The sequence below is a fragment of the Pediococcus claussenii ATCC BAA-344 genome (assembly GCF_000237995.1).
In the GTDB taxonomy this organism is placed as follows: domain Bacteria; phylum Bacillota; class Bacilli; order Lactobacillales; family Lactobacillaceae; genus Pediococcus; species Pediococcus claussenii.
This window is the reverse complement of the sequence record NC_016605.1, coordinates 1,194,281-1,216,972: the sequence shown is the minus strand read 5'-3', so window position 1 is coordinate 1,216,972 and position 22,692 is coordinate 1,194,281. Positions and strand designations below refer to the sequence as shown.

Sequence of the window (22,692 nt, the reverse complement as noted above, 5' to 3'; positions counted from 1 at the left end):
ACTACCCGCGAAAGCTCTCTCAAGTCGTGTAGAATGTTTTTGAAAGGTAGGTTGGTGTTTTGAGAAGAGAAAATTATAAAAAAACTCATCCAGTGCGAAATTCAATTTTGATTATTTTAGGTATTTTACTTGTTTTCGGTATAGTTTTTGGAGTTCATAAGTATCAATCCATAAAGAACGCGGTGGGTAATTCCTATCAAAGTGCTGGTATTAAGAAGCAACGCGATGTAAATAATGAAATAAGTCAAAAGAAACCAATTTCAATTTTATTATTAGGAACTGACACCGGAGCACTTGGGAGGTCTTATAAAGGTCGCACAGACAGCATGATGGTTGTAACAATCAATCCTCAAACTAATAAAACAACAATCACGAGCGTTCCCCGTGATACAGCTGTCACGATCCCTGGATACGAAAAAGAGTCCCCATCTAAGATTAATGCCGCATATGCTTTTGGTAAAGCTGGTACTGCTATTAATACTGTTCAGGATGTTTTTAATATTCCAATCGATTTTTATGCATTGATTAACATGGGCGGTATGGAAAAAGTAGTTAATGAGGTTGGCGGTGTTGATATTTCGCCAACCCTAAGCTTTAAGTATGAAGGATTTACATTTACTAAGGGCGAAAAGACGCATATGAACGGTGCCAAGGCTTTAGCATATTCTAGAATGCGATATGATGACCCTCAAAATGATTACGGTCGACAAACACGGCAAAGACAAGTTTTAATGGCAATTGTTGGTAAGAGTGGCTCGATTTCAGCATTATTAAACAAAGATTTTATTCAGTCTATATCTAGTCAAACTCAAACTGATTTAACCTTTAATAACCTGGTTAGCTTGGCGCAAAATTATCGTGGAGCTTTGAAAAACGTAAGTGAAACTCATGCGCAAGGTCACGGACAAATGGTTAATGGTCAATCAATGGAAATTATGCCTACAACGGAATTACAACGTGTGACAGACTTCATTCGTGATGGCCTGAGCCTTCCAAAAGCAAAAACAGGAGACGCGGCATTGAGTGGCTCAGTTGCTAACAGTGATAGTAATTCTAATGTTGAGCAGGCAAATGTTAATGCAGGAAATTAAATGTAATTTTGTAGTATGATAGGTATTACCGATAAAGGAGGACGTTTTAAATGGCAAAAACAAATTTTGAAGTTGGCGATAGCGTCACAGTGAAGAAAACGGATTTATTGCCCCAAGGATTTGAAGGGACAATTGGAAAAGTTTACGAAAATTCAATTTTAATTGAAATAAATCCTGAGAGTGTTTCTGACTCAAGGTCAGAAGAACTTCATGATTTACACGGGCGAATTGTGATTCGTAAGACTGAAGCCAATAAGGTTGAAAAGTAAATAGAGGATAAAATCTTGCTAGTTTTGTTGTATAATGACATGTGTCAAAATTTTATATTAAATTTTTGACACATCATAAAGAGAGAAAAAGCATAGATTTAGGAGAGATTAAGATGGCAAAAAAGCTCAAACTTGATATTAATACAGAGGAACTAATTGGTAGTCGCGAAGCCAGTTTAGAATGGGGAAAACAAAAAGATTACGTTCGTACAATCTATAATAAATACCCACAACGCTTTCCCGAAGGAACAATTCGTAAGTTTGGCAAACAACTAATTGTTACCCGTGAAGGGATGGAAGCTGTAACAGGCGTGAAACGTTCCGATTTAAAAAAATAACACAAAAAAGTTATCGAATTTAACGATAACTTTTTTTATTACTTTACATCTGCTCGATTGAATGGCAAAATTAAATAGTTAGGTTCTCGTGGCTCAACTGGATAGAGCAATCGCCTCCTAAGCGATAGGTTGTGGGTTCAAGTCCCACCGGGAACATATTAAGTTGTGTACTTATGATCAAAGAAAAAAGAGCTGTAGCCTAAGTGGCAGTAATTCTAGTTTAGTAGAATTAGTCTGATTATAGCTCTTTTATTATGGTTATTTATAAATTAACATGGTGTGCTTGGTCTACGCCCAATTACCATCTCTAAAAATTGGAACAACTGTACCATCTTTTTTTATACCATCAATGTTCATCTGTTTAGATCCAATCATAAAGTCAACATGGTTACGACTGACGTTCATACCATGTTTTCTCAATTCATCAACATTCCAATTAGTTCCGCCTTTAATTGTGAATGGATATGCTTCCCCGAGGGCAACATGATCAGATGCATTTTCATCAAATAGGGTGCTAAAAAAAGTGATATTTGAATTTGAAATTGGTGAATCATCCGGTACGAGAGAAATTTCGCCTAAGGATCTAGTTCCGTCGTCCGTGTCTAGGATATGTTGAAGTGTTTCATTACCCTGATCAGCGATACCTTCTACAACGCGACCATTACGGAAGGTCAAGTGAATCCCCTCGATTATTTTTCCACTATAACTTAGCGGCTTAGTGGAAGAGAGCGTTCCGTCGATTCTGCGATTATCAGGTGCTGTGAAGACTTCCTCCGTTGGAATATTAGCGACAAACACATTACCTTGAGCATCTGTTGAATCCGCAGCTTCCCAAATATGTCCTTCCGGAAGTCCAACCGTTAGATCAGTACCAGGTGCAGTGTATTTTAAATGATCGAAGTTTTGATCGTTAAGCCATTTTGCGTGTAAACTTAAATCTTTTACTTTTTCTTTCCAAGCTATAATCGGATCTGGACGGTCAACAAGAGTTGTCTTAAAGATTTCTCTCCAAAGACAATTAACTGCTTCCATTCCTTTCAGGTTAGGATATACTAGTTCTGCCCATTCAACGTCTGCAGCAGCAACTACTAACCAGCTAATATCATTATTAGTAGTCACTTCCATAATGGGCCGTTGAGAAAGTGTTCGAGCATTCTGATATGCAGATATCTTTTCTGCTGGAATATCAACAAGGGCGTTAGGATCGTCGGAAATGATACTAATACGGGAAACGCGTTCATCTGCAATAGTTCTCCACTTATCTGAAATATATTGAGGAATTCGTTTTAAAGTATCAACAGAAGCGTTTAATAATAATTGCTTAGTGGCTTCGATGTCATGCCATTCGATAAGGACTTCTTCAGCACCTAATTGATAAGCATTTGAAGTGATGAAATCAACTAATTTTTTTTGCGTTACGGATGCATAAATGATAACCTTTTGACCAGGTTGAACGTTAATGCCAACCTCAGTAATTAGTTTTGCATATTTTAATAGATTTTGTTCTAATTCAGATAAAATCATAAAAAAACCTCCCGGTAGTTAGTCATGAGCCATGTTGGTAAACACTATTTTAGCATAGGCTCTCTTCAAAGTAGCTTTTCAAGTATTGCTATTCATTTGAATGAAAATGATTGATATAATTAAAAATGAATTTAAGTTTTTCGGGAGGCAAAAAGTGGATAAAATTAAAGTTTTGAGTATTTTTGGTACCAGACCCGAAGCAATCAAAATGGCACCGGTTGTTCGAGCTATGCAACAAGATGATCGTTTTTTACCTATTACGGTCGTTACTGGACAACATCGGGAAATGTTAGATCAGGTATTGAAAATTTTTAAAATTGTACCAGAATATGATCTAAATGTTATGGGGAAAGGACAAACATTAAGTACCATTACTAATAAAGTTATTATAGGACTAGATACAATCCTAGAAAATGAACAACCGAATCTAGTGTTAGTTCATGGGGATACAACAACTACTTTTGCAGCAGCACTCAGTGCCTTTTATCATCAGATTGCAATCGGACACGTTGAGGCCGGATTAAGGACATGGAACAAATATTCGCCATTCCCAGAAGAAATGAATCGTCAAATGGTTGATGATTTGACTGATTTTTATTTTGCCCCAACAAGCCAAAGCGCTGAGAACTTACGTAAAGAAAATCATGCATCTGAAAAGATTACGGTTACCGGTAATACGGCGATTGATGCTTTAAAAATGACGGTCCAAGACGATTATCAAAATCCTGAATTGAATGAGATTTTTGATAAAGGAAACAAGGTTGTTTTAGTGACGATGCATCGTCGCGAAAATCAGGGTGAACCAATGCAAAGGGTATTTAGAGCTGTTAGAAAAGTAATTGACCAGCATGAAGGGGTCGAAGTCGTATTTCCAGTGCATTTAAACCCTAAAATCCAAGAAATGGCACAAAAGGAATTAGGTAATGATTCAAGAATTCACCTTATAAAGCCACTTGATGTTATTGATTTCCATAATGCTATTGCACGAAGTTACTTTGTGATGACTGATTCTGGTGGGGTTCAAGAAGAAGCTCCCGCACTAAACAAACCAGTTCTAGTTTTAAGAGACACAACTGAACGACCAGAAGGAATAACGGCAGGGACACTAAAACTTGTGGGTACGGAACCACAGGATGTGACCAATGCTATGATTGAATTACTGGAAAATCAATCAATCTATAAGAAAATGGCCAGTGCCAAGAACCCTTATGGTGATGGTGATGCCTCGCTTAAGATTTTAGATGAGATTGCAAAATCTATTAAAAGATAAAAGTTTTGTTTAAAAAAAGGTTGAGAAGTTTTTCTCGACCTTTTTTGTTGTAATTTATTCATGTATAGTATTTTTAACTAAGTCATTAGCAAGTTGATCTAGTTTTTTTAAATCTTCTTCAGATTCAGGAGCAAGATTAATTTTAACGTTTTCTGCAGCATGAGTAGCCCCTGTTTGCTCTAATGCTTTGCTAAAGGCATCAACAGCAACACAGAAAAATTCTTCATAGAAAACATCTCCAGAACCTGCAACACTGAATGTTTTACCTGTTAAATCTAAGTGTTGTAAATCTTCAAAGAAGTCGAGACCTTCTTCTGGTAAAGCACCTTCATCGTAGGTGTAGGGTACAATAACGATCATGTCATAATTTTTAAGCTCATTTGCATCCGTTTGTGAGATTTCAGATTCATCGACCTCGATACCTTGATCTTCGAGTGCATCGGTTATGATATCAGCACAATCTTCATTATTTCCGGTAATAGTTGCAAACACGACTTTAGCAGTTGGCATATGCAATCCTTCTTTCAATTGTTTTAACGCACTTCAGTATAGCAAAATAAGGGTGATTTTTAAATGACAGAACAAAAGCAGCGCAAACTTTCAATGATTCAGGCGCAAAAAAGGATAGGTAGATTCAACTTATATATTGATGATGAATATGCTTTTCCAATAAGTGAAGAAACCTTAATTAAATTTCGACTTTCAAAAGGCATGGAGATAGATAAGGAATTTGAACAAAGGATTAAAGCAGCGGAGACAGTATCATCTGCTTATTCACTTGCCTTGAATTACTTAACAGGGCAATTAAGAACTGAACAAGAAGTTAGAAAAAAATTACATGATAAAGAAATTGAAAATGATGTGATAGATAGTATTATTCTAAGGCTAGAGGATCAACGCTTATTAGATGATCTCAACTATGCCAAAAGTTACGTAAGAACAATGGTAAGAACAAGTGATAAGGGACCTAGAGTGATTGCTAATAACCTGAAAAACAAGGGTGTTTCCCAACAAAACATTCAGAATTCACTGGAACAATTCAGTACTGAAAAACAAATTGAGAATACAATCAAAATTGGAAAGAAGGCTGTGCAACATTATAAAAGGCTTTCCAGTCGGCAGCGGTTAATAAAGGTTAAGCAGCTTTTGATGACCAAAGGATTCAATTCAGACGTAATACAGGAAGCAATGTTACAAATAAATATTGAATTAGGCGAAGAGAATGAGTATGATAATTTAGTTAGCTTTGGACAAAAAGCGTGGAACAAAAATAAACGTTTTGATTTTAGAACGAGAAAGTTAAAAACGAAGCAAGCTTTATATCAAAAGGGATTTGCACTAGATTTAATTGACCAATTCTTAAATCAGATCCAAGAAGATTATGGGGAATAAGTGATGAAGGATTTTATAAATAATAAACGATTTTTAGTCAGCATGGTGATAGTAATCATCGTGGTGATAGGTGGCATTTTTTTTAAAACATCATTTTCGGGGAATGGTGATAGCGAAAAAGTTAAAGTAGTCTCTAATTCTAAGAGAAATCTGTACAAGGGTGAAAAGATCAGAGTGCCTAAGGTTAATGACTATACACAGCCTGAACTGACTCCCAATCAGGAAAAAATTTCAAAAACAATCGCTCCGGTGGTAAAGAAGAATCATTTGAATGGCACAATCCTTTTCGTTAAAGATGGGAAGGTTTTGTATAATCGTGGTTACGGTTATTCAAATTTTCAAAAGAAAACAATTAATACAGCTCGAACTCAGTATCAAATCTTATCAGTGCAAAAGTCGATGACAACTCAAATGCTGTTGCAACTGGTACAAAAGAAGAAGGTTTCGTTGGATGATCCAATATCAAAGTTTTATCCGACTATTCCAAACGGGCAAAACATTCGTGTTCGCAACTTACTAACGATGTCTAGTGGCTTGGTACTTACCAAAAAAGTAGAGGGAACCCCGTCACCTGAAAATGTTGTTAAATGGTATGTATCGCACGTTAGGAATAATGGTCAGCTAGGAATGTGGCATTATTTTGGGCCTAATTTTTCATTAATTGCTGGTATCGTTATGAAGTATGACAAGAGAAGCTACGAAGAGCTTTACAAGCAGATGTTTATTAAGAAATTAAATTTGAAAGAAACAGGCTTTATAACGGACCGCAGTGCCGTGCCATATATGTCTGCAAGTTATAATGAAACTAACAATGTAAATAATTTATTTGCCCAACCTTTTGTCGAAAGTCCAATAAATACTCATTTTGAGTTGGGAACGGCTGATGTTGCTATGAGCGCACGGGATTTTTATACTGCCCTAAGTGCAATTTTGAATAATAAATATGTTAGTGCCAAAACCAACCAACAATTACGGGCATTAGCATTACCTAGCTCTGGATATGCTGGCGGAATGTACGAAGATGTTGATCGATATGTTATGAGAGGACAAGGATATGGACAGTCTTGCGTGGTTAATATGTCCAAAAACGGAAAAGATGCCGTTGTGTATATGTCAAACTTCAGCGTAAACAAAAAGTTTGGCGGATATAATTCTTTACGAAGGATTGTAGCAGGTTTCTATAATGAAATGGAAAACGGAAGAATTAGTTAACCTTAAAACCGTAATCACTGATAAGCAATAATTGGTGGTTACGGTTTTTGTATTTAAACCAAATCTCGATTAAAAATTTATTCATAATAAGCAAAGTGAGATCCGTATGTATTAAGTTGTCTCAATTTGCTATAATTAAAAGTGATTTATAGATAGAGGTAGGAACAATATGACTCGTGAAATGAACCAACCTAAGGAGGGCGAGTATATTGCGATAAAAAGCTATAAGCATGATGGTCGGCTTCATCGAACATGGCGGGATACCATGGTTTTAAAAAATGATGAAAACGAATTTATCGGTTGTAACGATCATACGATTGTTGTTGAAGAAGATGGACGTCATTGGATGACAAAGGAACCAGCGCTTGTTTATTTTAATAAACATAATTGGTTCAATATTGTCACAATGATTCGAAAAAGTGGTGTATCGTATTATTGCAATATAGCAACACCGTATGTTTTGGATCGGGAAGCGTTGAAGTACATTGATTATGATTTAGATGTGAAAATTTTCCCCAATGGTGATCGACGACTTCTTGACGTAGATGAGTTTATGATGTTTAGCAAGAAATGGCATTACCCTCAGGATACAATCAATATTGTGATGGGAAGTGTATCCGAACTTACAGAATGGATTGATCAAAAGAGAGGCCCATTTTCAACGGAGTTTGTTAACATTTGGTACAATCGGTACCTGAGTATAGCTAAGCGCAATAACTCGAGATAACGGTGGGAGGTCCCACCTTTTTTAATACTAAAATTGGAGTTGAATTATGTTTAATAAATTAAGAAATAGTCCATTGATGTATTGGTCGTTAGAAATTTTGATTGTCGCCACTTTAGTATGGGTATGTACAAAAATTAAATTTTTATTTACACCATTTGGCACCTTTATTAATACTGTTTTCACACCACTAATATTGGCTACTTTCTTATACTACATGCTTAACCCCTTAGTGAAGCTGTTGATGCACATTAAATTTAAAAAGTTCAAGATCGGGAGAACTTGGGCTGTTACGATTGTGTTTATTGCTTTTTTTGCACTGATTGCATTTTCAATCAGTTCATTTCTACCAGTAATTATTAAGCAAATTTCACAGTTGATTAGTAACTTACCGTCAATTGCTACTGATTTACAGAAGGGATCACAGAAGTTACTTGAGCACTCTTGGTTTAAAAAAATAGACCTTGATCCGTATGTTAAACAATTGAATGGAAAAATGGGGAGCTATGCTCAAACAATTTTAACAAGTATGACCTCTAGTCTAGGAACAATTATTTCCACTCTAACCAGTGTAACTATTATTTTAATTACTGTTCCCGTTGTTCTTTTTTACATGTTAAAGGATGGATATAAGTTAAAGCCAACGGTTGCCAAGTTCATTCCAAAAAGGAATCAAAAAAACGTACTTGAATTGTTTGATACGATGAGCTCGACCCTTTCTTCCTATATTGGGGGTCAGGTGATTGAATGTCTGTTTGTTGGAACCTTTACAGTGATTGGGTATATGATTATTGGTCAGCCTTATGGTGCATTGCTTGGGGTTATAGCAGGTATATGTAACATAATTCCATATGTTGGACCTTATATTGGGATCTTTCCGTCACTGTTAGTTGCGATTGCAAAGTCTCCAACACAAGTTGTCTATGTAATCGTTGTAGTTTTAATTGTTCAACAAATTGATGGAAATCTTGTGTACCCCAATGTTATTGGCAAGAGTCTTCAGATCCATCCCCTTACCATTATCATTTTATTATTAGCTGCTGGGAAAATTTCTGGTGTTTTTGGAATGATTTTGGTTATTCCGTTCTACGCAATTTTAAAGGTATTAGTTGGCTTCTTCCATAAGATTTGGTTACTGAATAGGGATACAATTGAGGATAAGGTTAACCCGCATTAATTAGGGAGCGCAGAATACATTACTGTGAAGTGACGAAGTATTACTAGATAATTACTGGAGTAGTAATTAGAACGTTATCTTCGTTAAATGTAAGTTGGAATTAATGTTCAAAATATGGTAACATCATGCGAGAAAGAGGTATGGGAAAAATGACACGAGTAATTACTTATGGGACATTTGATTTATTGCATAAGGGACACATTCGTCTATTAAAGCGCGCCAAAGAATTGGGCGACCACTTAACTGTATGTGCTTCAACGGACGAGTTTAACGCCCTTAAGGGAAAAACGGCCTATACTTCCTTTGAAGACAGAAAATACATTCTGGAAGCAATTCGTTACGTTGATGAGGTAATTCCAGAAAAGGGGTGGGACCAGAAAATCCGGGATGTCAAAGACCATAATATTGATATTTTTGTAATGGGTGACGACTGGAAAGGTGAATTTGATTTTCTGGCGGAATATTGTGAGGTAGTTTATCTACCACGCACCGAAGGCATCTCGACAACTAGGATTAAAAAGGATTTAGGGCTTGCTGGTCAGAAAGCGAATGACTAGTTCTTATCGTAAAGAGGCTAGGGAAAAACTAACGTTTTCTCCTAGCCCTTTTCATAGTCTTGGATAAATATTTTAAGAATTTTTAATAACAAAAAGGAGTACTAACCAATGAATCAAAGTGAATTAGAAACTGCGGTAAATAAGCGACGAACTTTTGCCATTATCTCACATCCTGATGCTGGTAAGACAACTATTACTGAGCAATTATTGTTATTTGGTGGGGTTGTTCGTGAAGCAGGAACGGTAAAAGCTCGCAAAACAGGGAACTACGCTAAATCAGATTGGATGGAAATCGAAAAGAAACGTGGAATTTCTGTTACTAGCTCGGTGATGCAGTTTGATTACCATGATAAAAGAATTAATATTTTGGATACGCCAGGACATGAGGATTTCTCTGAAGATACTTATCGTACTTTAATGGCAGTTGATTCGGCAGTGATGGTTATTGACTCTGCTAAAGGAATTGAACCTCAAACAAAGAAGTTGTTTCAAATTTGTAAAATGCGTGGAATTCCAATTTTTACGTTCATGAACAAATTAGATCGTGATGGGCGAGAGCCACTTGAACTAGTTAATGAATTAGAAGAAGTTTTAGGAATCAATGCGTATCCAATGAATTGGCCAATCGGAATGGGAAAAGGGCTTAAAGGCCTTTACGATATTTACAATAATCGAATTGAGTTACATACAGACAAGCCAAAGTTTATTGATTTGGACGACGAAGGAAATCCAGTTGAAAGCTTAGATTTGATGGAAGATAGCATATTTTCAGATGCAATGATGGAAGTTCAATTGATGAAAGAGGCTGGTAATCAATTTGACCATAAGAAGATTGAAACGGGGGATTTAACACCTGTATTCTTTGGTTCCGCTCTTACTAACTTTGGGGTTAAGACATTTTTGGATGCATATTTAGATTTCGCACCTGCGCCGTCTTCTCATGTAACTGAAGATGAATCAGTAATTAAACCCAATGATTCTGAATTTTCAGGTTTTGTCTTCAAGATCCAAGCTAATATGAACCCAAATCATCGAGACCGGATTGCATTTTTAAGAATTTGTTCGGGAGAGTTTGATCGGGGGATGGATGTAACACTTACTCGCTCTAATAAAAAGATTCGCCTTTCAAATTCTACTCAATTTATGGCGGACACTAGAGAAAACGTTGAGACGGCTGTGGCTGGAGATATTATTGGTCTCTATGATACTGGTAATTTTCAAATAGGTGATACGATTTATGACGGAAAAAAAGCAGTTCAATTTGAAAAGCTACCACAGTTTACGCCAGAACTATTTATGCAAGTATCTGCAAAAAATGTCATGAAACAAAAATCTTTCCACAAGGGAATTCAACAATTAGTGCAAGAAGGCGCAGTTCAATTGTATTCAAATTATACAACTGGAGATTATATTCTAGGTGCGGTCGGTCAACTACAGTTTGAGGTATTTCAATTCAGAATGTTAAACGAATATAATTCTGAGGTAGTAATGCAGCCAATGGGAAAGAAAATTGCACGTTGGATTAACCCTGATCAATTGGATGAAAAAATGTCGTCATCGCGTAATTTGCTGGTGAAGGATCGTTTTGGCGAACCTCTATTTTTATTTGAGAATCAATTTGCAGAACGTTGGTTTAAAGATAAGTATCCGAACGTTGAATTAACGGCTAAGCTTTAATTCAGATGTTTAAGATTTTATATTGAAACGGTATAAATGCTGTTAATTAGTTTATAATAATTGATGTTTCAATTTTTGTTTAATTACGGAGGATTGCCATGAATCAGCTTTGGCATAGGGCGAGAAGAGATTTAAATAGCAAGTTTGGCTTCTTTGCCCTTATTACAATATTATTTTGGATTAAGTCGTACATAGCTTATCAGACTAAGTTCACTTTAGGTGCACAGGGACCAATGCAGCAGTTAATACTTGCAATTAGCCCCTTAGGCTTTGCAATTCTGTTATTCGGAATTGGACTATATATTCGTGGTAAGTGGGCTTATTGGTACATGATTGTTATGGATGCAATTTTGTCCACTTGGCTCTTTGCAAATATTTTGTATTATCGCGAATTTTCGGATTTTATTACCTTTAGTTTGATTAAGGGTTCAGGATCTGCATCTGATAATCTGGGAAAGAGCTTAATGGGGATACTGAGAGCAACTGACTTTTTAGTATTCTTAGATGTTTTGTTCGTAATACTTATTCTAGTGTTTGGCTTTGTAAAGATCGATAAGCGACCATTTAAGATCGTTAATGCTTTCTTAGTGACAATTTTATCGTTTGCTGTATTAGGTGCCAACCTAACTATGGCATATGCTAATCGATCAGGATTGTTAACTAGAACGTTTGATAATAATTACATTGTAAAGTACCTTGGATTGCAGTCCTATACTCTTTATGACGGGATTAAAACGTATCAAAATGGTAATAAAAAGAAAGAGGCTAAGAGTTCTCAGCTAGATCCTATCAGGAAATTTCTTAAAGAAACACATGCTAACCCTAATATTCAATACAAGGGGGTTGAAAAAGGAAAAAATGTTTTTGTAATTCATTTGGAGAGTTTGCAACAATTTGTAATTGATAAAAAGTGGAAAGGGCAAGAGATTACGCCAAACCTTAACAAACTTTATCATGATAAAAATACATTAGCATTTGATAACTTCTTTAACCAAGTTGGGCAAGGGAAGACTGCCGATGCTGAGATGATGCTTGAGAATTCTTTGTTTGGACTTCCAGAAGGAGCCGCTATGGTAACTGACGGAACAACCAATACATTCCAATCAACGCCAGCAATTCTTGATCAACATGGATATACGACAGCTGCCTTTCACGGGGATGTTCCTAGTTTTTGGAATCGTGATAATGCGTACAAGTCATTTGGATATCAATATTTCTTTAGCAAGCAGTATTTTGATATTAAACCAGGTTACGTCAGTGGTTATGGGATGAAAGATAAAATCTTCTTACGTGACTCGATGCAATATGTGCAACAACTTCCACAACCGTTTTACGCGAAGTTGATTACGGTTTCAAATCACTATCCTTATTTGATTTCGAAGGAAAATGCAACGATTGCTCCGTGGGATACGGGTGACCCAACTGTGGATCCATATGTGCAAACTGCTCATTATTTGGACCAATCAATTGGTGAATTAATGCAATATTTGAAGAAGTCAGGACTTGAGAAAAAGAGTGTTCTTGTTTTGTATGGAGATCATTACGGTATTTCAAATAACCATAAACCAGCCATTGCTAAAATTTTAGGATTAAAGGGTGTTAATAACTATGACTTAGCAATGTTCCAAAAAGTTCCATTCATGATTCACGCTGATGGGCTTAAGGGTGGAATTAATCATAATTACAGTGGTGAAATAGATGTTATGCCAACCTTGATGAACATATTAGGAATTAAAACTCCAGGGACAATTGAATTTGGACAAGATATGACTGCGAAGAACTTTAATCAGATTGTGGCATTTCGTGATGGCAGTTTCGTTTCTAAAAAGTATACTAAGTACGGTGGTGATTTATATTACACCGCAACTGGTGAACAGATTACCAATGAAACTGGAAACCAAAAGAAAGAAATCGCTAAGATTCAGGACTATGTAGATAAACAATTGACATACTCTGATAAGGTAATCAATGGAGATTTGTTAAGATTTAATAAGTTAGACTGGTTTAAGAAAGTTAATAAAGCGGACTATAACTATAAGAAGCAAAACGGTCTTGAGCAATTAGAACAGGCGGACAAGAAGTTTCCAACTAGTTTAGTTAGTCAAAATCATGGTAAATCAACGATGGGTGATTATAAAACAGATGCACCAGAGATTAAGGATGATGAAAAAGATAGTAAGTAGAAATCTTTCTTAATTTAAAAAAAGGCAAACTGTCAGATTTTCTGGTGGTTTGCTCTTTTTGGGTATAATCTATATATTGAGAGAAAAAGGAGATGGAGAATGTGGCCAATCAATTAATTCTTCTTCTGGTAGTTGGACTACTGGCGGGAATATTTGGTGCAATTTTAGGAATTGGTGGTGGGATTATTATTACGCCAGTTTTGACAGTAATGATGGGATTGGATATTAAATACGCTATTGGTGCAAGTATTATTTCCGTAATTGCTACCAGTTCTGGAGCAACGATTGCATATTTACGAGATGAAATGTTAAATCTAAGGGTTGCGATGTTTTTGGAAATTGCAACCACAATTGGCGCCATTATTGGTGCAATTATGACAAGCTTTTTTCATCCAACGATTTTATTCGTGTTATTTGGTTCATTTTTACTTTTTTCATGTTGGAATATGTGGAGAAAGCTCAGGGGAACCGGCAGTGATGAAGTAAGTACTAAAAATGATGCCCTAGCAAATAAGCTAAAGTTAAACGGGAGCTATCATGACCAAGTGTTGAATAAAGATGTTGATTATTCGGTTGAGAATGTACCGGGTGGTTTCGCGATGATGTTTGGTGCTGGCTTGGCGAGTGGACTTCTTGGAATAGGTAGTGGTGTTTTTAAGGTTACTGCTATGGATACAATTATGAAAATGCCGTTAAAACCCTCTAGTGCTACGAGTAATTTGATGATGGGAGTTACTGCGGCGGCAAGTGCAATGGTTTATTTCTTTAACGGATCGATTAGGGCTGATATTGCTGGACCCCTAGCGCTTGGAATTCTTTTTGGCGCAACAATTGGATCCAGAGTTATGCAAAGGCTTCATCCTCGTGTCATTCGTATGATTTTTATTCCAGTTTTATTATACATGGGACTGCAGATGGTTCTTAAAGGATTTGGGGTGAATATCTAATGGGTAATTCAGTAAAAAAGGACGAAATGAAAAATGTTGAAATTATGATTGGTAGAGTGCTCCAAATTGGGGTATATATATCTGCGTTTGTCATAATTGTTGGTATTTTACTATGGGTATTCAAAGGAACTGGATATAATTCAGATTTGTTACCCAAAGATTTTGGAACGATCTGGAGTGGTGTTCTTGGACTAAGAGCGTACGCTGTTGTGATGTTTGGAATTTTTCTATTGATTTTAACACCGGTTTTACGAGTAATTGTATCGATTTATGCTTTTGCTAAGGAAAATGATCGAATGTATGTGTGGATTACAACCTTAGTACTTGTTATTTTGATTTTCGGAATGGTTATTGGATATGCAGGAAAATAATTTATGTATACTAAAAAAGCGGAACTACAATTAATTATTGTAGTTCCGCTTTTTTTTAAGTGAAATATTCTCTATTTGGAGTCTTCAGTATCACTTTCGGATGGCTTTTGTGAGCGAATTTCGATCTGATCATTCTTTAGATCAGCAACAAGATTCTTGTCAGCAGGATGGTCTAAATAAAAATCAGCAATTCTGTCTTCAATTTGCTCTTGGATGACACGTCTTAATGGGCGAGCCCCCATCTTTGGGTCATAGCCAAGTTCTACTAATCGTTCATCTACAGGAGCTGTTACTGTGACGTGTAGATCTTGTGCAGCCAACATGCCATTTACGTCATTTATCATTAGATCAACAATTTTCAGTAAATTCTTCTTTGAAAGTGCCTGGAATTCAACAATGTCATCAAATCGATTTAAAAATTCAGGTTTGAAGTAGTTACCGAGTTTACCTAAAACTGAATGAGTTTTGCCTTGTGCAGCGGCACCAAAACCAACGTCAGCCTCGACATCTCCTGATCCAGCATTTGAAGTCATGATAATGATGGTATCTTTAAAGCTAACTGTTCGACCTTGAGAATCGGTTAGGCGACCATCATCAAGGATCTGAAGAAACATATGCATTACATCCGGATGTGCCTTCTCAACCTCATCCAATAGCACCAAACTATATGGATGACGTCGAACTTGTTCGGTTAATTGTCCAGCCTCTTCGTATCCAACATACCCTGGAGGTGAGCCAATTAACTTAGAAATTGAATGTGGCTCCATGTACTCACTCATATCAAAGCGAATCATAGAATCTTCTGAGCCGAATAGGGAAGCAGCAAGTTGTTTTGCGAGTTCAGTTTTACCAACCCCAGTAGGACCAACAAATAGGAATGAACCAATTGGACGACCTGTACCATTCAAGCCAATTCGATTTCGTCGAATAGCACGAGCAATTTTATCAACGGCTTCATCTTGACCAATTACATGGCTTTTAAGATTTGGAGCAAGATTTTGGAGTTGTTCTTGCTCTTGTTGTTGTAAATCGCCAACAGGGATGTCTGTTTTCGATTCAACAATCTGTTCCATATCTTTTTCGGTTACGGTAGCAGTTGAGTCGTTATCTGAAGCATTCTCTTTATTACTTTCAAGCTTTGTAACTTGATCACGATAATAAGCAGCCTTCTCGTAATCCTCAGCCTTTAAAGCGTCTTGTTTCAAGGCTTCAGCTTCGTTAATCTTTTTTTGAATTGTTTCAGGATCGGCAACATTGAGTGTTAAATTCTTTTTAGACCCTGCTTCATCAAGAAGATCAATTGCTTTGTCAGGCAGAAAACGATCTTGAATATAACGTTTTGAAAGTTTAACCGCGGCAACAATTGAGTCATCAGTATAATGAACATGATGATAATCTTCGTACTTTTTCTGAATACCCTTTAAAATTTTGATTGATTCTTCTTCGCTTGGTTCGTCAACTTGGACGGGTTGTAAACGACGTGCTAAAGCGGCATCTTTTTCAATGTCACGATACTCCTTAAGAGTTGTGGCACCAACTAGTTGGAAGTCACCCCGCGCAAGGGCCGGCTTCAAAACGTTACCTGCGTCCATGCCACCTTCAGCATTTCCTGCACCAACGATTTCATGAATTTCATCAATAAAGACAATCATATCCTTATTATCTTGAACTTCTTTCATTAATTGTTGCATGCGTTGCTCAAATTGTCCGCGGATACCAGTCCCTTGAACAAGTGAAACAACGTCTAATCGCACGATTTGTTTGTTGAGTAGTTTTTGTGGAACAGAACCTTCGACAATCCTTTGTGCTAACCCCTCTACGACTGCTGTTTTACCAACACCGGCTTCACCAATCAAAACGGGATTATTCTTAGTTCGACGGTTAAGAATTTCAATAACTCTTTCGATTTCTGAGTCACGACCAATAACTGGGTCGATTTTACCCTGTTTAGCTAGATCAGTCATGTTTAGACCGTATTGGGCTAATAAGGAACCTCCGTTATTTCCACCGCCGCGTTCACCCTGAGTGGGGGGAACTTGGCGTTGATTAAATCCTTCCGGTTGTTCAACATTGCCATTTTGCATTGCTCTGAAAATGTCATCCAAGTTTCCAAAGCCAAATGGGTCTTGTGCCATGTTAGCACCTCCGTTTCCGTTTTTTTCATCATTTTGTAAAAGTTGATAGCAACTCTGACAAAGGTCAATCTGTTGTTTGCTCCCATTCACGTTTGTATAAAGATGAATGGTCGCCTCATTTTTTTGACAGTTTTGACAAAGCACAACGCTGTCTCCTTTCTGTACAACTAAAATAGAATGCGTCAAATTGTTTGACCAAATTTGACCATAACTAAATTATACTCACTTTGTTTTTTTGTGCAAGAAGTTTGAACTTTTGGTAAAGAATATTGATATGATAGTAATTCTGGAATACAATGTACTTTGTCTTTCAAGGAGGAGGGGTGAATATTAAGGATTATTTAGAGGCACTAAACCAATTAAAAGACGGTTCTATTTCGGAATTAACTATTAAAGCTAATGAGTTCATTGATTTTCAGCCCATTCTTATGAATTTCTCAGATCGAAAACTGGTGATTGGAGAAGCTCGAAGGGGTGGAGATATTGTATACCATTTCGAAAGTAATGAAAGCGGTAACTAAAAAAACAGTGAAAGGGCTTGCTTTCATGTTTTTAAATTGTTATTATCTTTTCAAAGGCTATATTAACTTTCTATTTGATAGTCAATTAAATTAGAGTACTTAAAAAGGAGATATTTATTATGGAAACACGCGACTTTCACGTAATTGCAGAAACAGGTATTCATGCACGTCCCGCTACTTTGTTGGTTCAAGCAGCAAGTAAATTTAACTCAGATGTTCAATTAACATACAAGGACAAGTCAGTTAACTTGAAATCAATCATGGGTGTTATGTCACTTGGGGTTGGTCAAAACTCTGACGTTACAATTTCAGCTGATGGCGCTGACGAAGCTGAAGCAATTTCAGCTCTTGAAGATACAATGAAAAAGGAAGGACTTTCCGAATAATGACTAGCTCACTTAAGGGTATTGCTGCTAGTGATGGGATCGCGATCGCCAAGGCTTATATGTTGGTTGATCCCGATATTTCTTTTGATAAAAAAGAAATCACTGATGCTGATACCGAAATTAAACGTTTACACAAAGCTTTAGATGATTCTAAAGCTGAATTACAACTCATCAAAGAAAAAGCTACCGAAAACTTGGGTGCCGATGAGGCAGAAGTTTTTGAAGCACATTTAACAATTCTTTCTGATCCAGAATTAATTGGAAACATTGAAGATAAGATTAAAACTGATAAGGTAAATGCTGAAGAAGGATTAAAAGAAGTAACTGATTCGTTTATCAGCATGTTTGAAGGAATGACTGATAATGCTTATATGCAAGAACGCGCCGGTGACATTCGCGATGTTACAAAGCGTGTTATGAGTCATTTACTTGGAGTTGAGTTACCTAATCCAGCCTTGATTGACTCTGAAGTTGTTATTGTGGCACATGATTTAACACCAAGTGACACGGCACAGTTAGATCGTCGTTTCGTAAAGGGATTTATTACTGATATTGGAGGACGTACTTCACATTCAGCTATAATGTCCCGTACATTGGAGATTCCAGCAGTTGTTGGTTCTGAAAAAGCAACTACAAGTGTTAAAAATGGTCAAATGATGATTGTCGACGGCTTGAATGGGATTGCTCTTATCGATCCGTCTGAATCTGAAATTTCAGAATATCAGAAAAAGGCTGAAGCTTTCAAAGCTCAAAAGGCTGAATGGGATAAACTTAGGAATGAAAGAACCATCACAAAAGATGGAGTTCATTTTGATTTAGCTGCCAATATTGGTACTCCTGATGATTTAACAGGTGTTATTGATAATGGTGGTGAAGCTATTGGATTGTTCCGTTCTGAATTCTTGTATATGAATGCTTCGGAACTTCCTTCAGAAGATGAACAGTTTGAAGCGTACAAAAAAGTTGTTGAAGGTATGAAGGGCAAACAAGTTGTCGTTCGTACAATGGATATTGGTGGAGACAAGGAACTTCCATATCTTCCACTCCCTGAAGAAATGAATCCATTCTTAGGATATCGTGCTATTAGAATTAGTTTGGATCGTACAGACTTATTCCGAACTCAACTTCGCGCTTTACTTCGTGCCTCTGAATTTGGTACTTTGGCGATTATGTTCCCAATGATTGCGACTGTTGCAGAATTTAAACAAGCTCGTGCAATCTATGATGACGAACGTCAAAAGATGGTCGATGCAGGTAAAAAAGTCGGTGATATTCAAGTTGGTATGATGATGGAAATTCCTGCTGCCGCTGAAATTGCTGACAAACTTGCTAAGTATGTCGATTTCTTTAGTATTGGTACTAATGATTTAATTCAATATTCGTTTGCTGCTGATCGTGGAAATGAAAAAGTTGCTTACCTATACCAACCATATAATCCTTCATTGTTACGCTTGATTAAGCGTACAATTGATGCTTCACATGCTGAAGGTAAATGGACAGGTATGTGTGGTGAAATGGCCGGAGATCAGACCGCTGTTCCAATTTTAATGGGACTTGGCTTGGATGAATTTTCAATGAGCGCTACTTCAATCTTGAAGACTCGTTCATTGATGAAGAAACTTGATACAAATGATATGAAGAAGTTGGCTGAACGTGCTGTTACTGAAGCAGAAACTAACGAAGATGTTATTGCTATGGTGAATGAAGCCGTTAATGCGGAGAACTAAAAAATCATTTTTAGAATAGAGTGTGCGAATTACTCGCATACTCTATTTTTTTAATTGTATAATTTTTTAATATGCTACGAGAAGGGTGATGATTTGATGTATTTTGAAACAGAAGACAAGGTTCGTTTGTATTATGAAGATTTAGGAAAAGGTCAACCAATTATCTTTTTAACTGGTTTTGGTGGAAATGCAGCAATTTGGCAGGGCCAAAAATCTTTTTTTGTGAAACAGGGATTTAGAGTTGTTTGTTTGGAATATCGTAATCATGGTAGGTCTGACCATGTTAGTTACGGCATACGAATGAACCGGTTAGCGTTAGATGTAATAAGTCTAATTGACAGATTGGATATTTTTAAGCCTGTGATAGTTGGCAATTCAATGGGCGGTTCGGTCGTGTTCAACATTGCACATTTAAAAGGGTGGGACTACTTTTCAAAAGCAATAATCGTTGATCAGTCTCCCAAAATGTTAAACGATGAAAAATGGAAGTTTGGATTTAAAAATATGAAACTATCAAATTTTTTAACGGTAATAGGTGAACCGCTGAACCATCCCTACTATCAGCATGTTGACGACGAGGTATTCAGGGCATCAAAGGCTGTAGATATTGATTTTCCATTTTCTAGAAGAGAAAGTGAAGATCTATTGACCGATCATGCATTAAAGGATTGGCGTGGAGTTTTAAGGGATGCCAATATTCCGATAGCATTTATCTTGGGTAAAGAAAGTGCCTTTTATAACGAGGAAAATGCTGGCGCATTAAGATGGATCAATAATAAAATTGAAATTCATTCAATGAATAGGGTCGGACATATCCCCATGGCGGAGGATCCTAAGACCTTTAATGAAATCATGCTAAGGTTTTTAAAATCATAATGGCTTAGTTTGCATATAAAAATGTAAACCCATATAATTGGTTTATTATAGACATTCGGATTGGAGGAACTTTGCTTGAATATCGGATTATTCACGGATACATATTTTCCGCAAGTGAGTGGTGTTGCAACTTCAATAAAAACGTTGCGAGATCAGTTGGAGAAACAAGGACATCAAGTATATATTTTTACGACAACTGATCCTAAGGTGGATAAAAACGTATATGAACGAAATGTTTTTCGCTTTCCGAGTGTTCCTTTTGTATCATTTACGGATCGACGGATCGCGGTAAGTGGTTTCATAAAGGCCGCACAAGTTGCTAAAGAACTTAATTTGGATATTGTTCATACACAGACCGAATTTTCCCTTGGTTGGATGGGTAAGTTTGTTGCAAAAAGTTTGAAAATTCCATGTATTCATACGTACCATACAATGTACGAAGATTACTTGCACTACGTGGCCAACGGAAAAGTTTTACGTCCATATCATGTTAAGCAGATGACAAGAGCTTTTTGTTATCATATGAATGGTATTGTAGCACCAAGTGTGCGTGTTTCAGCCACTCTACAAGGGTATGGAGTTAAAACACCTATCAGGATTATCCCAACAGGGGTTAATTTAGATAAGTTTTCTCAAAAAAAAGAACATTCAAATTGGCGTGTGACATATGGTTATGACGACGATACGTTTTTATTGTTGTCTCTTAGTCGTTTAGCATATGAGAAAAACATAAAAGAAGTTATAGATATTTTGCCATCGTTAATTAAGGAAGACAATAAGGTTGAATTACTAATTGTTGGAGATGGTCCCGCTCGTGATTCACTAGAATCTCAAGCTAAAGAATTAGGAATTGAGCGACATGTTCGGTTTGCAGGAGAAATTGATAACGATCAGGTTTACCAGTTTTATCAGATGGCGGATCTATTTATATCGGCATCTGATTCTGAGTCACAGGGACTGACGTATATAGAAGCACTTGCGTCGGGATTGAAAGTAGTTGCTAAATCAGGACCATATACTGATCAGTTGTTAGATAATAAAAATTTAGGGATGACCTTTGACGGTCAAGACGAATTCGTTCATGAAGTTGAAGAATATATGAACAATCCAACGAAATATGTAGACCAGGCACCTCGTTCAGAAAAGTTATATGAAATTTCAGCTGATTATTTTGGAAAGAGAGTTTTAGACTTTTATAAAGATTCAATTGAGTCATACTCTAATATGCAGACAGATTCGGATTTGTCCTAATGTTTCAATTCTAAATAGGGAGTACTTTATTTTAAATGATAAAAATCAATATGTTTTCTTCTGCAAGCAAGGTGAAAGGGCAAGGAGTTGGGAGTGCCTATGAAGAATTAATTCGATTGCTTGATGAACATCTTAATACTGAATTTGAGGTTAATATAAATCAATTCACTAAATCGGATATTAGCCATTATCATACGATTGACCCGAACTTTTACCTTTCGACTTTCTCAAAAAAAAGGGGAGTTAAAGTAGGTTATGTTCATTTTTTGCCCGAGACAATTGAAGGAAGCTTAAATATCCCACAGCCGTTTAGAGGGATTTTCTATAAATATATTATTTCCTTCTATAAAAGGATGGACCAAATTGTGGTTGTTAATCCTACTTTTATTCCAAAGTTAGTTGAGTATAATATTCCCGAGAAAAAAATAACCTATATTCCAAATTTTGTAAGAAAAGATGAGTTTCCACACCTTAGTTTGGAAAAACGTGAAAAGGTCCGAAAGCAACTTGGAATTAGTGCTGAACGTTTTATGGTGTTAGGTACTGGTCAAGTTCAAGAGCGGAAGGGTGTTAAGGACTTTATTAAGTTGGCCGAAAATAATCCGAATACTGACTTCATTTGGGCTGGTGGATTCTCTTTTGGGCGATTAACAGATGGGTATGCGGATTTAAAGAAAGTTGTTGATAACCCTCCGACTAATTTGACATTCACTGGCATTGTAGATCGCCAAAAGTTAAGTGATTACTATAATGCAGCCGATTTGTTCTTGCTTCCATCTTTTAATGAACTCTTTCCAATGTCTGTTCTAGAGGCATTTAGTTGTGGAACTCCTGTAATGTTACGTGATTTGGACCTTTATCATTCTATAATTGATGGGTATTACATTAAAACAACGAGTTACGAAGAAATGAATTCAAAATTGCATGAATTACAAGGCTCTTCTAGTATGATGAAAAAGTATCGTACTCTATCGTTGGCTGCTTCTGATCGTTATTCAGAAGAAAGTTTAACTAAGATTTGGCAAAAATATTATAAGGCGCTACTAACAGGGCAGGGGGACTAA

Annotated in this window: 22 protein-coding genes and 1 tRNA gene; 20 read left to right on the top strand and 3 right to left on the bottom strand. The window is 36.6% G+C overall.

Annotated features, from left to right (window positions below; all coding sequences use genetic code 11):
• Positions 1-59: 59 nt before the first annotated feature.
• From PECL_RS05955 to PECL_RS05940, 4 genes are all read left to right on the top strand, one after another.
• Positions 60-1,091 carry an LCP family protein gene (locus PECL_RS05955; protein WP_014215671.1) on the top strand — a complete coding sequence of 344 codons (1,032 nt, stop codon included), beginning with the start codon at positions 60-62 and terminating at the stop codon, positions 1,089-1,091.
• A gap of 50 nt (positions 1,092-1,141) precedes the next feature.
• Positions 1,142-1,360 carry a hypothetical protein gene (locus PECL_RS05950; protein ID WP_014215670.1) on the top strand — a complete coding sequence of 73 codons (219 nt, stop codon included), beginning with the start codon at positions 1,142-1,144 and terminating at the stop codon, positions 1,358-1,360.
• 113 nt (positions 1,361-1,473) lie between these two features.
• Positions 1,474-1,698 (top strand): helix-turn-helix domain-containing protein, encoded by a 225-nt coding sequence (locus tag PECL_RS05945; RefSeq protein ID WP_014215669.1) that lies wholly within the window; start codon positions 1,474-1,476, stop codon positions 1,696-1,698.
• 82 nt (positions 1,699-1,780) lie between these two features.
• Positions 1,781-1,854 (top strand) — tRNA-Arg (locus PECL_RS05940).
• A 132-nt stretch (positions 1,855-1,986) separates the two neighbouring features.
• Here the strand turns inward: PECL_RS05940 and PECL_RS05935 are convergent.
• The gene (locus tag PECL_RS05935) at positions 1,987-3,222 is read right to left on the bottom strand and encodes an aminopeptidase (RefSeq protein ID WP_014215668.1); all 1,236 of its coding nucleotides are present in this window, start codon (positions 3,220-3,222) and stop codon (positions 1,987-1,989) included.
• 154 nt (positions 3,223-3,376) lie between these two features.
• On the opposite strand from PECL_RS05935, the gene wecB reads away from it, so the two are divergent.
• The gene (gene wecB / locus PECL_RS05930; protein ID WP_014215667.1) at positions 3,377-4,492 is read left to right on the top strand and encodes a non-hydrolyzing UDP-N-acetylglucosamine 2-epimerase; all 1,116 of its coding nucleotides are present in this window, start codon (positions 3,377-3,379) and stop codon (positions 4,490-4,492) included.
• A 54-nt stretch (positions 4,493-4,546) separates the two neighbouring features.
• On the opposite strand, the gene PECL_RS05925 is transcribed toward wecB, so the two are convergent.
• Positions 4,547-5,002, bottom strand: coding sequence for a flavodoxin (locus PECL_RS05925; RefSeq protein WP_014215666.1), 456 nt, complete (start codon positions 5,000-5,002; stop codon positions 4,547-4,549).
• Positions 5,003-5,065: 63 nt separating this feature from the next.
• On the opposite strand from PECL_RS05925, the gene recX reads away from it, so the two are divergent.
• The 9 genes from recX (at position 5,066) to PECL_RS05880 (ending at position 14,732) form a co-directional block, all read left to right on the top strand.
• A complete protein-coding gene (gene recX / locus PECL_RS05920; protein WP_014215665.1) occupies positions 5,066-5,884 on the top strand; it encodes a recombination regulator RecX in 819 nt (272 codons plus the stop codon).
• A gap of 3 nt (positions 5,885-5,887) precedes the next feature.
• Positions 5,888-7,096 carry a serine hydrolase domain-containing protein gene (locus PECL_RS05915; RefSeq protein WP_014215664.1) on the top strand — a complete coding sequence of 403 codons (1,209 nt, stop codon included), beginning with the start codon at positions 5,888-5,890 and terminating at the stop codon, positions 7,094-7,096.
• A gap of 169 nt (positions 7,097-7,265) precedes the next feature.
• A complete protein-coding gene (locus tag PECL_RS05910) occupies positions 7,266-7,823 on the top strand; it encodes a DUF402 domain-containing protein (RefSeq protein ID WP_014215663.1) in 558 nt (185 codons plus the stop codon).
• Between the two features lie 46 nt (positions 7,824-7,869).
• On the top strand, positions 7,870-8,997 hold the full coding sequence (locus PECL_RS05905) for an AI-2E family transporter (RefSeq protein WP_014215662.1): 1,128 nt from the start codon (positions 7,870-7,872) through the stop codon (positions 8,995-8,997).
• Between the two features lie 149 nt (positions 8,998-9,146).
• Entirely contained in the window at positions 9,147-9,554 is a 408-nt protein-coding gene (tagD, locus tag PECL_RS05900; protein ID WP_014215661.1) for a glycerol-3-phosphate cytidylyltransferase, read from the top strand.
• 108 nt (positions 9,555-9,662) lie between these two features.
• Complete coding sequence (locus PECL_RS05895; protein WP_014215660.1) at positions 9,663-11,231, top strand: peptide chain release factor 3; 1,569 nt, start codon at positions 9,663-9,665, stop codon at positions 11,229-11,231.
• Between the two features lie 98 nt (positions 11,232-11,329).
• Positions 11,330-13,414 carry an LTA synthase family protein gene (locus tag PECL_RS05890; protein ID WP_014215659.1) on the top strand — a complete coding sequence of 695 codons (2,085 nt, stop codon included), beginning with the start codon at positions 11,330-11,332 and terminating at the stop codon, positions 13,412-13,414.
• Positions 13,415-13,506: 92 nt separating this feature from the next.
• The gene (locus tag PECL_RS05885; RefSeq protein ID WP_014215658.1) at positions 13,507-14,361 is read left to right on the top strand and encodes a sulfite exporter TauE/SafE family protein; all 855 of its coding nucleotides are present in this window, start codon (positions 13,507-13,509) and stop codon (positions 14,359-14,361) included.
• A complete protein-coding gene (locus tag PECL_RS05880; protein WP_014215657.1) occupies positions 14,361-14,732 on the top strand; it encodes a DUF1634 domain-containing protein in 372 nt (123 codons plus the stop codon). The genes PECL_RS05885 and PECL_RS05880 overlap by 1 nt, the downstream gene beginning before the upstream one ends.
• 71 nt (positions 14,733-14,803) lie before the next feature.
• Here the strand turns inward: PECL_RS05880 and PECL_RS05875 are convergent, their stop codons facing one another.
• Positions 14,804-17,011: an ATP-dependent Clp protease ATP-binding subunit gene (locus PECL_RS05875; protein ID WP_014215656.1), complete on the bottom strand. Its 2,208-nt coding sequence runs from the start codon at positions 17,009-17,011 to the stop codon at positions 14,804-14,806.
• Between the two features lie 179 nt (positions 17,012-17,190).
• Between PECL_RS05875 and PECL_RS05870 the strand changes: the two genes are divergently transcribed.
• From PECL_RS05870 to PECL_RS05845, 6 genes are all read left to right on the top strand, one after another.
• A complete protein-coding gene (locus PECL_RS05870) occupies positions 17,191-17,388 on the top strand; it encodes a hypothetical protein (RefSeq protein WP_231952005.1) in 198 nt (65 codons plus the stop codon).
• A gap of 119 nt (positions 17,389-17,507) precedes the next feature.
• The gene (locus tag PECL_RS05865; RefSeq protein WP_014215654.1) at positions 17,508-17,774 is read left to right on the top strand and encodes a phosphocarrier protein HPr; all 267 of its coding nucleotides are present in this window, start codon (positions 17,508-17,510) and stop codon (positions 17,772-17,774) included.
• Positions 17,774-19,501, top strand: coding sequence for a phosphoenolpyruvate--protein phosphotransferase (gene ptsP, locus PECL_RS05860; RefSeq protein ID WP_014215653.1), 1,728 nt, complete (start codon positions 17,774-17,776; stop codon positions 19,499-19,501). Before PECL_RS05865 ends, ptsP begins: the two co-directional genes overlap by 1 nt.
• Before the next feature lie 96 nt (positions 19,502-19,597).
• A complete protein-coding gene (locus tag PECL_RS05855) occupies positions 19,598-20,377 on the top strand; it encodes an alpha/beta fold hydrolase (protein ID WP_014215652.1) in 780 nt (259 codons plus the stop codon).
• Positions 20,378-20,452: 75 nt separating this feature from the next.
• The gene (locus PECL_RS05850) at positions 20,453-21,628 is read left to right on the top strand and encodes a glycosyltransferase family 4 protein (protein WP_014215651.1); all 1,176 of its coding nucleotides are present in this window, start codon (positions 20,453-20,455) and stop codon (positions 21,626-21,628) included.
• 35 nt (positions 21,629-21,663) lie between these two features.
• Positions 21,664-22,692, top strand: coding sequence for a glycosyltransferase family 4 protein (locus PECL_RS05845; RefSeq protein ID WP_014215650.1), 1,029 nt, complete (start codon positions 21,664-21,666; stop codon positions 22,690-22,692).